This window comes from Marinobacter sp. X15-166B (assembly GCF_001752365.1).
In the GTDB taxonomy this organism is placed as follows: domain Bacteria; phylum Pseudomonadota; class Gammaproteobacteria; order Pseudomonadales; family Oleiphilaceae; genus Marinobacter.
Window position 1 is genome coordinate 1,967,003 of record NZ_MEIY01000001.1, and the last position, 11,129, is coordinate 1,978,131.

At 59.4% G+C, this 11,129-nt stretch carries 9 protein-coding genes; 8 read left to right on the top strand and 1 reads right to left on the bottom strand.

Annotation, left to right across the window (positions count from 1 at the left end; translation table 11 throughout):
* Positions 1–46: 46 nt before the first annotated feature.
* Positions 47–2,530, bottom strand: a complete 2,484-nt coding sequence (locus BG841_RS09245) for a penicillin-binding protein 1A (RefSeq protein ID WP_070057390.1) — start codon at positions 2,528–2,530, stop codon at positions 47–49.
* Positions 2,531–2,711: 181 nt separating this feature from the next.
* On the opposite strand from BG841_RS09245, the gene BG841_RS09250 reads away from it, so the two are divergent.
* The 8 genes from BG841_RS09250 (at position 2,712) to BG841_RS17050 (ending at position 11,023) form a co-directional block, all read left to right on the top strand.
* Positions 2,712–3,776 carry a pilus assembly protein PilM gene (locus tag BG841_RS09250; protein WP_070057391.1) on the top strand — a complete coding sequence of 355 codons (1,065 nt, stop codon included), beginning with the start codon at positions 2,712–2,714 and terminating at the stop codon, positions 3,774–3,776.
* The gene (locus BG841_RS09255) at positions 3,776–4,348 is read left to right on the top strand and encodes a PilN domain-containing protein (protein ID WP_070057392.1); all 573 of its coding nucleotides are present in this window, start codon (positions 3,776–3,778) and stop codon (positions 4,346–4,348) included. Before BG841_RS09250 ends, BG841_RS09255 begins: the two co-directional genes overlap by 1 nt.
* A complete protein-coding gene (locus BG841_RS09260; RefSeq protein WP_070057393.1) occupies positions 4,345–4,956 on the top strand; it encodes a type 4a pilus biogenesis protein PilO in 612 nt (203 codons plus the stop codon). The genes BG841_RS09255 and BG841_RS09260 overlap by 4 nt, the downstream gene beginning before the upstream one ends.
* 2 nt (positions 4,957–4,958) lie before the next feature.
* Positions 4,959–5,501 (top strand): pilus assembly protein PilP, encoded by a 543-nt coding sequence (locus BG841_RS09265; RefSeq protein WP_070057394.1) that lies wholly within the window; start codon positions 4,959–4,961, stop codon positions 5,499–5,501.
* Positions 5,502–5,564: 63 nt separating this feature from the next.
* Positions 5,565–7,634: a type IV pilus secretin PilQ gene (pilQ, locus tag BG841_RS09270; protein ID WP_228141635.1), complete on the top strand. Its 2,070-nt coding sequence runs from the start codon at positions 5,565–5,567 to the stop codon at positions 7,632–7,634.
* Between the two features lie 124 nt (positions 7,635–7,758).
* Complete coding sequence (gene aroK, locus BG841_RS09275; RefSeq protein WP_070057395.1) at positions 7,759–8,325, top strand: shikimate kinase AroK; 567 nt, start codon at positions 7,759–7,761, stop codon at positions 8,323–8,325.
* Entirely contained in the window at positions 8,318–9,409 is a 1,092-nt protein-coding gene (aroB, locus tag BG841_RS09280; RefSeq protein ID WP_070057396.1) for a 3-dehydroquinate synthase, read from the top strand. Before aroK ends, aroB begins: the two co-directional genes overlap by 8 nt.
* Before the next feature lie 27 nt (positions 9,410–9,436).
* On the top strand, positions 9,437–11,023 hold the full coding sequence (locus BG841_RS17050; protein WP_070057397.1) for an AAA family ATPase: 1,587 nt from the start codon (positions 9,437–9,439) through the stop codon (positions 11,021–11,023).
* Positions 11,024–11,129 lie beyond the last annotated feature (106 nt).

Sequence of the window (11,129 nt, forward strand, 5' to 3'; positions counted from 1 at the left end):
CACGCGCGCGATTTTTTTGTGTCTGGGTTTTCTATACAGCACGCACTCAGAATATATTCTGCGGCAGGCTTTGCGGCGATTCGCTGCCAATGGCGTTGAAGTCGGGCTCAAGAGGCGCCGGCGCCTGTTCTTCGCGGAACAGTTCAAACAGTGCGCCGTCTTGTCCCGGACGGGCTCGATGCCCGGTATTGGGGTCAATCCGCACGCTGACGATCCCGTTCGGTTGGGGCATAAAGGCGGCGGGCTCATCGGCCAGCGCGACTTTCATATACTCCAGCCACGGGGGCAGGGCGGTGGACGCACCGTATTCCCTGCGTCCCAGAGGCGCTGGCTGGTCAAAGCCCAGCCACACGGTTGTTGCCATGTGGTGATTGAAGCCGGCGAACCAGGTGTCCCGTTGTTGATTGGTGGTGCCGGTCTTGCCGCCAATGTCGTCCCGGCCCAGCGCGAGGGCGCGGCGTCCGGTGCCGCGACGCACCACGTCACGCAGGATGGAGTGCAGAATATAGACCGAGCGCGCGTCCGCCAGGCGGGGCGCATAACGGACGGCAGGCGCGCCGTCCTCAGTGAGTTCGGCCGCCTCTTGTTTATGCTCACACTGGTCGTCGCAGAGCTCCACCGTGGGCGCGCGATACACTTCTTTGCCGCTGCTGTCGTAGATGGCGCTGATCAGGTAGGGCTGCACGTCGTAACCGCCATTGGCGATCACCGCAAAGCCGCGCGCCAGTTCCATGGGGGTGAGCAGTCCGCTCCCCAGGGCCAGCGACAAATCCTTTTGCATGTTGGCGGTGGGGATGCCCAGCTGATCGAGATAGTCGAGGGTGTGCTGGATGCCCACGTCCCTGAGCAGACGGATCGACACCAGGTTGCGGGAGCGGGTCAGGGCCTCCCGCAGGCGGGTCGGGCCGTAGAACTGGCCGGATGAGTTCTGTGGGCGCCAGGTGGATTCCAGATTGGGATCGTCGAACACGATGGGGGCGTCGTTGTAGATGGTCGCCGGTGTCATGCCTTGCTCAAGCGCGGCAAGGTACAGAAACGGTTTGAAGGTTGAGCCGGGCTGACGATTGGCCTGGGTCGCCCGGTTGTAATTGGACTGGCTGAAGCTGTATCCCCCGGTCAGAGCTTCGATGGCACCGGTCTGTGCGTTCAGTGAAATCAGCGCACCCTGGACCTCGGGCAGTTGCGACAGCGCCACCGCCACCGGTGGTTGTGCTGCGTCCCGGGGGGTTGCCGGCTCGCCTTCTGCTTCGTCATGGACGGGCCGGTCGTCCCGCTGCTGTTTCGGGGTAACGTAGACAACGTCACCCGCGCTGAGCACGTCCGAGGGTCGTTTGGGCTCGGGCCCCGTCGCATTGACGCTCCGGTAGGGTCTGGCCCAGACGAGGTCCTCCATGGCGAGCACCGCAGGACCGAGCCGGCGAGCCAGGAGCGTTACGGTGCCGGCTTCGTCGTCGATGGCCGTGACGGCCGCCGGGTACAGGGATTCGATGCGCGGGTAGTTGCGCAGTTCACCGACGATGTCGGCGGCGCTGAGGTCGCCGGCAAGATCGATCGTCCCGATCGGACCGCGGTAGCCATGGCGGCTGTCGTAGTTGGCAATGCCGTCTCGCAAAGCGGTAGTGGCCGCCTGCTGGCGATCTCCCCTGACCGTCAGGATGACATCGAAACCATCGGTGTAGGCGGCCTCGCCAAACCGGCTGACCATTTCCATGCGCGCCATCTCGGCCACATAATCTGCGTCAACTTCGGAGGCGGGGGCATTGTATTTGGCGGTCAGCGGGGCATTGACCGCCCGCTCGTAGTCGTCGGGACTGATCATGTGGAGGTCCCGCATGCGCCCAAGGATCCAGTTCCGGCGAATCATGGCGCGCCGGGGATTGGCGAGCGGGTTGTACGCGGAGGGGGCTTTGGGCAGGCCCGCAAGCATCGCCATCTGCGCCAGGTTGAGTTCGTCCACGTTTTTGTTGTAATACACCTGTGCCGCAGCCTGGATACCATAGGCACGTTTACCCAGGTAAATCTTGTTCAGATAGAGCTCCAGAATGGTATTCTTCTCCAGTTCACGCTCAATCTGGATGGCCAGCAGTATTTCGTTGAATTTGCGAAGAAAGGTTCGGTCCCGTGTCAAAAAGTAATTTTTTGCAACCTGCATCGTGATGGTGCTGCCCCCGGACTGAATGCTTCCGGTGGTGGCCAGTTCCACCGCGGCCCGCAGCAAACCTTTGAAATCGACCCCCATGTGGTCGTAAAAGCCCGCGTCTTCAGCGGCCAGAAACGCTTGTAACTGAATTGTGGGGATCTGCTCTATTGTGACTGGTGTCCTTCTCTTTTCACCGAATTCTGCTATTAATCTGTTGTCCGCGCTGTAGACCCTCAACGGGGTTTGCAGTTTGATATCCAGCAGTTGGTCCACCGCGGGCAAGGTGGGTCTGAGGTAAAGATAAAAGCTCGATGTGACGATGGCCGCGAGACTTAATCCGGTTAAAAATAACCAGGCGAAAATGCGGGACAGTCTAAAGATTTGAATCATTTTATCGGACAACTGTTGGATTTAGGTCTATCATTTGAGAAGTTACTTTAGGAAGGATTAACTCACTTCACCAGTAGCAACGCCGTCATGGATTATTGCGGTTATTGTAAACGGAAAGCTAGAGAAATTCTCTTACATAAAAAACACATACCCGGATATATAACCGGGACAGGGTGGGCGCGTGTTTGGATTGTTTGGAAAAAAATCCAGTGCAGTTCTGGGTGTGGATATAAGTTCCAGCTCAGTCAAGCTGATAGAGCTCTCAAAACAGGGTGACCGCTACAAGGTCGAAAGTTATGCCGTCGAGCCATTGCCGGCTAACTCTGTCGTTGAGAAAAACATCACCGACGTGGAAGCCGTTGGCGAAGCACTGAAAAAGGTTGCGACTAAATCCCGCAGCAGTTTGAAGCAGGTCGCGGTTGCGGTTTCCGGTGCAGCGGTGATCACCAAAGTCATTCAGATGAACGGCAACCTGAACGAATTTGAAATGGAAGATCAGATTGCGCTCGAGGCCGATCAGTACATTCCATACCCGCTTGATGAAGTCGCCATAGACTTCGAAGTGCAGGGCCCGTCAGAACACAACCCTGACCAACACGACGTGTTGCTGGCCGCTTGCCGCAAAGAAAACGTCGATATCCGCGAAGACGCCCTGGAAATCGCTTCCTTGTCGGCCAGGATCGTGGATGTGGAAGCTTACGCGCTGGAACGGGCCTTCACCCTGGTCGAACCCCAGCTGGAATCCCAGGGAGAAGACCTGATCGTGGCCATCGTTGACGTTGGCGCCACCATGACCACGCTCAGTGTGTTGGCAGAAGGCCAGACGGTGTACACCCGTGAACAGATTTTTGGCGGTAAACAGCTGACCGAAGAAATTCAGCGCCGTTACGGTTTGTCTCTGGAAGAGGCCGGGCTCGCCAAGAAGCAGGGCGGCTTGCCCGACGATTACGAGGCCGAGGTGCTGACCCCCTTCCGCGAGGCGGTGGTGCAACAGGTCACCCGCGCCCTGCAATTCTTTTTCGGTGCCAGTCAGTACAACGCCGTTGATTATGTGGTTCTTGCCGGGGGCACCGCCTCCATAGCAGGGCTGGCCGAAATGGTCGAAGAGAAGACGGCCACCCCCACACTGGTCGCCAATCCATTTGCGGATATGGCGGTGGGGTCACGGGTAAACGCATCGGCACTAGCCAACGATGCCCCGTCCCTGATGATTGCGTGTGGGTTGGCCATGAGGAGTTTTGACTGATGGCAAAAATCAATTTAAGACCCTGGCGGGAAGAACTGCGGGCCGAAAAACAACAGCAGTTTGTGGTCATGCTGGTGGGTACCGTGGTGATCGCCGCCGGCCTGGGGTTCCTGTGGAAGAACCACATGGAAAGCAAAATTGCCTATCAGGAATCCCGCAATGCCTACATCCAGACAGCGGCCAGACAGCTGGATGCGCAGATCAAGGAAATCGAAGACCTGAGACGCAAGCGTGACGAACTGCTGGCCCGGATGCGGGTCATCCAGGACTTGCAGGGCAAACGTCCGGTCATCGTGCGGGTATTTGATGAGCTGGTGAAGACCCTGCCGGATGGGGTGTACTACACCGACCTGAAGAAGGTCGGTGACAGCATCGCGGTGGTGGGCATGGCTGAATCCAACAGCCGCATTTCCGGGTTGATGAGGCACTTCGAGGAATCCGACTGGTTCACCGCGCCCAATCTGACCAACGTGGCCGCGGCAGACAGCCGGCGCGCCGGCTACAGCCAATTCAACCTGTCGGTGGAACAGCAAACCCCGGCGACAGAGATAGCAGGGGAGAACCAGAAATGAGCCTCGCAGACTCCCTCAGAAGCCTGAATGAAATTGACCTCAACGACCTGGACGTCAGCAATGCCGGTATCTGGCCCGCTCCGGTCAAGGCCATAGTGGTGTTGATCATCTTTGGCCTGATTCTGGGTGGCTGTTATTGGTTCATCGTGAAAGACCAGGTCAGCCAGCTGGATCGGGTGGTAGCCAAAGAGCAGGAACTGCGCCAGCAGTACGAATCCAAAGCCTATCAGGTGGCCAACCTGGCGGTGTTCAAGCAGCAAATGGCGGAAATGGAAGAAACCTTTGGTGCCCTGGTGAAACAGCTGCCCAGTGACACTGAAGTGCCCGGGTTGCTGGAGGACATTACCAACACGGCGCTGGGCAACAGTTTGTCGTTGCAAGAGGTGAAGCTGCAGCCGGAGATCCGCCGTGATTTCTATGCCGAACTGCCCATCAATATCCGCGTGTCCGGCTCCTATCATGAGCTGGCCTCGTTTATCAGTAGTGTGGCGAGTCTGCCGCGTATCGTGACGCTGCATGACTTGACCATAAAACCAACCAGCGCTGACGGTGAGGGCCTCGACATGCACGTGCTTGCCCGCACCTATCGCTACCGGGCTGGAGAGTGAGCATGAAACCGAAGCATGCGGTAAGAGCCTGGCTGATGATTAGTGTGGCGTCTCTGCTGACGGCCTGCAGCCAGGGCAATGGCTTTGCGGACCTGGATCAGTTCATGGCAGAAACACGGGCCAAGCCCCGGGGGTACGTCGAGCCCCTGCCGGAGTTCAAGGCCTACGAGTCGTTTGTATACTCCGCCGTTGACCGGCGGTCCCCGTTTGAGCCCCCCGTGGACGTGCAGTTGGCAACCGTCGACCGGGAACCGGAAAGCAACATCGAGCCTGACTTTGATCGACCCAAGGAAGTGCTGGAAAATTTCAGCCTGAACGAGCTGCAGATGGTAGGCACCCTGAGTGGTAAGGACAGCGACCTGTACGCGTTGATTGCTGACAGCACCGGCGGTATTCACCGGGTCCGGGCTGGCAATTATATGGGTACAAGTTATGGCCGGATTGTCGGAGTGGGGGAATCTCGCGTTGAGCTGATTGAGATTGTGCCCAATGGCCGGGGAGGCTGGATTGAGCGACCCAGATCCCTTTCAATGGATGAGGGCTGAGGCGAAAACATGATGACACACACAAACATGCATTATAAAAACCGTTTTGGGTCGAGGCTCGCGATGTTAAGAAAACTCAAAGTTTATGCCGGCGTGATTGCTTTCGGAATGTGGTCGGGCCTGGCTTGTGCCGTTACGCTGGAAAATGTCTCGTTCTCGACGTTGCCGGGTGACCGCACGGAAGTAACCCTGAATTTTGATGGACCGCCGCCGGAACCAACCGGCTACACCATTGAGCGTCCCGCCCGTATTGCGGTCGATTTGCGGGACACCCGCAGCGCGCTGGATTCACGCAACATATCTCTGGGTGGCGGCAACACCCAGAGTATGACCGTGGTGGAGACCAAAGACCGCACCCGTCTGATCTTCAATCTGGTTCAGCTTCAGCCCTATGAAACAGTCCGTTCCGGAAACTCGCTGATCCTGACCGTGGGATCCGGTGGTGACGGAGAATTGCAAACGGCGGCGGTGGCAGCACCGGCAGCCGCTGGCACCCCAAGCCGGGCAACCACTGCAAGCGGGCTTACCGGCGTAGATTTCCGGCGGGGCAAGGATGGCGAAGGCCGCATAGTGGTCGATCTGAGCAGTTCCAGAATACCGGTCGATTTGTCCGAAACCGGTGGCAAGATTCGCCTTACCATGGAAGGCGCCAATGTGCCGGCTGAGTTGCGCCGCCGGCTGGACGTGACCGATTTTGCCACCCCGGTGTCGCGGATCGACACCTTCACTGAAGGCGGTGACGCCATTGTCGAAATCCGTCCCGAAGGCAATTACGACTACATCGCCTACCAGTCGGGCACCCAGTTCACGGTAAGCGTGGAACGCCTGAGCGAAGAGGAGGCGGAAACCCGTCGCGAGCAGAAGTTCCCGTACACCGGTGAAAAACTGTCCCTTAACTTCCAGGACATCGAAGTACGCTCGGTGCTGCAGTTGATCGCCGATTTCACCGGCCTGAATCTGGTAGCCAGTGATACGGTGGGCGGCAGTATCACCCTCCGTTTGCAAAGTGTGCCCTGGGATCAGGCGCTGGACCTGATTCTGAAAACCAAGGGTCTCGACAAGCGCCAGATCGGTAATGTCCTGTTGGTGGCGCCCGCCGAAGAAATTGCCGCCCGGGAGAAGCTGGAGCTGGAAACCAATAAACAGATCGCCGAGCTGGCACCGGTGCGCCTGGACATTATTCAGGTCAACTACGCCAAAGCGGCCGACATTGTCGCGCTCATCCGTGAGGACGTCGAGCTGATTTCCGAGCGCGGCTTTATTTCTTCCGACGTGCGCACCAACACCATCAGTGTGCGCGAGACCAGCGACAAGCTTGAAGAAATCCGTCGCCTGGTGGGCACCTGGGATATCCCGGTGCGCCAGGTGTCCATCGAAGCGCGCATCGTTCGGGCGCAGACCAACGTGGCCGAAAGCCTCGGGATCCGCTGGGGTGGCGCGGGTTACAAGGTTAACGGCAGCAATGTGTTCGCCGCTGGCGGCTCCCTGGCGAGTGTGGGCGAGGCCCGCGATGCCGCCGCATTCGGTGGTGGCACCATTTCCATGCCCGGTGCGCTGGCCGTTGATCTGGGGGTAACCGGTGAGGGTACCTCGTCCTTTGCCATCGGCTGGGGGCGGGATAATTTCCTGGTGGATCTGGAGCTGTCTGCGCTGGAAACCGACGGCCGGGCGGAAGTGGTGTCGCAGCCACGGGTGGTCACGGCTGACCGCCAGACTGCCAAGATCAAGTCCGGTGAAGAAATTCCTTATCAGGAGGCCTCGTCTTCCGGTGCCACCTCGGTATCGTTCAAAGAGGCGGCCTTGTCTCTGGAAGTGACCCCGCAGATCACCCCGGACGATAAGGTCATCATGGATCTGGTGGTCAATCAGGACTCCCGTGGTCAGGAAACGGCCGGAGTGCCGTCCATCACCACCAACGAAGTCACCACGCAATTGCTGGTGGGCAACGGAGAGACCGTGGTGCTGGGCGGTATCTTCCGCTCCGAAGTAGCGACCACGGTTACCAAAACGCCCTTCCTTGGGGATATCCCTTACCTGGGCGCCTTGTTCCGCCGCACCGATAACATAGACGAACGTAGTGAATTGCTGATTTTCATCACTCCGAAAATCATCAAGACAGACCTGATCCGCTGATCAGTACCGAACCCAGAAAAACCGCCGCTGATCCGGCGGTTTTTTTGTATGGCGGGATTACCAACTTATGGAAACCGGCACCCTGTGATATTCTCATGCGCCGGAACCAGTAAGAGCGGAAATCATGTCGTTGCCAAAACGAATTGTGCTGATTGGCCCCATGGGCGCGGGCAAAACCACCATCGGACGGATGCTCGCCAGAGATCTGGGCTACGAATTCGTGGACATCGATCGCCTGATCGAAGAGCGTTGCGGTGCCAATATTCCCTGGATTTTTGATGTCGAGGGCGAGGCCGGATTCCGGCAGCGGGAAACCGCCATGCTGGCGGAGCTGGCCTCGGCGGAAGGCATGGTTATCGCCACGGGTGGTGGCGCGGTTATGAAGCCGGAAAACCATGAGTACTTGCAGCGTGCCGCCCAGGTGGTTTATCTGAAAACGTCGATCGAACAGCAGGTGGAGCGTACGCGACGGGATCGTAACCGGCCCCTGTTGCAAAACGACGATCCGGAAGCGGTGTTGCGCAGTCTGTTTGTGGTGCGGGATCCGATATATACCGGGCTGGCGGATGTTGTGATGCACACCGACCGGAAGAGCCCGCGTCTGGTGGTGCGTCAGCTGGTCAACCGGTTCAATCCGAAAACCCCCCGTCACAGACGTCAATTGCGAAAAGAAGGTCGGAATCATGCATGAGTTATCCCGTCAGCTTCAGGTTGAGCTGGGCGAGAGAAGTTACCCCATTCTGATTGGTCCGGGGCTGTTGACGCAGCAGGACCTGTCACCCTATGTGTCCGGCCAGCAGGTGATGATCGTCACCAATGAGTCGATCGCGCCGCTGTATTTGCAGCAAACCGTGGAGCGTTTTCCCGGCAAAACGGTGGATACCGTTGTCCTGCCAGACGGGGAGCAATTTAAAAACTGGGAAACCCTGAACCTTGTCTTTGATGCCCTGTTGGAAAAACAGCATACCCGCAAAACCACCCTGGTGGCGCTGGGCGGCGGCGTAGTCGGGGATATGACCGGGTTCGCTGCGGCGTGTTACCAGCGTGGTGTCGCCTTCATCCAGATACCGACAACCCTGTTGTCTCAGGTGGACTCGTCGGTAGGGGGCAAAACCGGGATCAATCATCCGCTGGGCAAGAATATGGTCGGTGCGTTTCATCAGCCGGAGGTGGTGCTGATCGATACCGCGACCCTGGAGAGCCTGCCACCCCGGGAGGTGGCTGCGGGCATGGCGGAGGTCATCAAGTACGGGCTGATTCGAGACGCCGGTTTCTTCGCGTGGCTCGAATCCGCTATCGATGATCTGATGGCGCTGCAGCCGGAAGCGCTGGTGGAGGCCATCTACCGTTCCTGCGCGTGCAAAGCGGAGGTGGTGGCGGAGGATGAGCGCGAAGGAGGGTTGCGCGCCATTTTGAATCTCGGGCACACCTTTGGGCACGCCATTGAAACCTACACCGGCTATGGCACCTGGCTGCATGGTGAAGCGGTGGCCAGCGGTATGCTGATGGCGGCGGACCTGTCGGTTCGGTTGGGATGGCTGACCGACGCTGACCGTTTGCGTGCAGTGAGGTTGCTGCGCCGTGCCGGTCTGCCGGAGGGCGCCCCCGAAGGCATGACCCCCGACGATTTTTTGCGGTTGATGGCGGTGGACAAGAAAAACATCGACGGGCGCTTGCGACTGGTACTCATGCGTGCACTCGGGGACGCGGTGGTGACCGCCGAAGCCCCCGCCGAGCAATTGCTGGCCACCTTGCATGCGTTTTGCAAACCCTGATTTGCGCTTCACCCCCAGGTCGACCGCGTGACGGATAAATATCTGAGCAGCAACGACAGCGATAGTTTGTTTCTGAGGCTGCAGGAGCGCTATGGGTTGCGGGAGAACCCGCTGGCGATGGCGGAACCGTTTTACACCGCCGCCCAGCGCGGCCAGGTCCTGGAAACCCTGCGGCATCTGTGCAGCTTTGGCGATACGGCGCTGGTGCTGACCGGCAGCCTCGGGTCGGGGCGCACCCGGCTGCTGACCGAACTGGTGCGCAGCGAATCACAGCGGCTCAGATTCCATGCCCTCAAGGCTGCCGCGCTGACCGGTGCGGACGCACTGATGAGCGCGCTGCATGCGCTGCCAGTTCGGGGCCCGGCACCGGGTGTGGCCGCCGCCCACACCCCGTTGGAGTTTTTTCGCTGGAGCGCAGCGGCCACCCGCAAAGGGGAACGGCTGGTGTTGCTGATTGATGATGCAGAGCAGGCCGCACCCGAGGTGCTGCACCAGTTATTGGCCGCTTTTCGGGCGTCAGACCGGTCGGCGGCCGCCATACCGGTACTGACCGGCACCGACGCACTGCTCAACACCCTGGGGGTAGCCGCGGCACCCGCAGACGCTGACGGGGTCTTGCACCTGCCACTGCCGCCTCTGGCCCGGGAAGATGTGCGTGCCTATCTGCAGGCGCGCATTCAAAAAGCCGGCGGGCAGGTGGCGGCGTTGTTGTCAGCGCCGCAACTGGCGCAGATTCATGACATGAGTCAGGGCAGCTTCAGTCGATTGCGGCGGGTGGCGCCGGCTGTCTGGCTGGGTATGGCGCCCCGGGGCAGCAATACTGGCGCTTTGCGCTCCGGCAGGCGCAGATCGGGATTGCACTGGGTCGCCCTGACCCTGGTATTGCTGGCCGCTTCCTGGTGGTTGGTGGCGCAGCAATACGACAGGACCCTGACGGTGGCGGACAGCGAGCAGATTCCTGCGGTAGTCGAGCGCAAAAGCATCACCATCGGGCCGGGCCATCCGACGTTGCCAGAAAACGAAACCCTGGCGCCGCCCGCCCTTGCGCTGCAGTCGCCCTCCGAACCCGCTTCGATATCGACGCCCCTTGTTGAAATCGGACTGGCCAGCGCAGATGCTGTTCCAGAGCCAGAGCCAGAGCCAGAGCCAGAGCCAGAGCCAGAGCCAGAGCCAGAGCCAGAGCCAGAGCCAGAGCCAGAGCCAGAGCCAGAGCCAGAGCCAGAGCCAGAGCCAGAGCCAGAGCCAGAGCCAGAGCCAGAGCCAGAGCCAGAGCCAGAGCCAGAGCCAGAGCCAGAGCCAGAGCCAGACTCCCCATCGGTGTTTGAGCCAGCGTTGGCCGAGCGCTTTACGCCCCTGGCAGAAGTGCGCAACAGACGCGGGTTTACGGCGCAATACATTGCCGGTCACGAGGAACGTACCGCGTTGCGCTTCATGGCGCGGCATCCGGACGCCACCGAGTTGCGCTACACCCGCAGTGAGCGCCGTGGCCGACCCTGGTTTGTCGTGTTTCTGGGGGAATACCCGGACCGCGACAGTGCCCGTGCCGCTCTCGCCACGGGGCCGGCCAGTTTACGTGACACCGAGCCCTGGTTGCGGGCCTATACGAGCTTTTGAATGAATCACCGACTAAAATCCCGCTAACATGGCGGGATTTTTTTTGCATTGGTATTTGTGTCAGTATTTGTACGTGTGTAAGATTGTTCCCCCCATTTTTTATGTA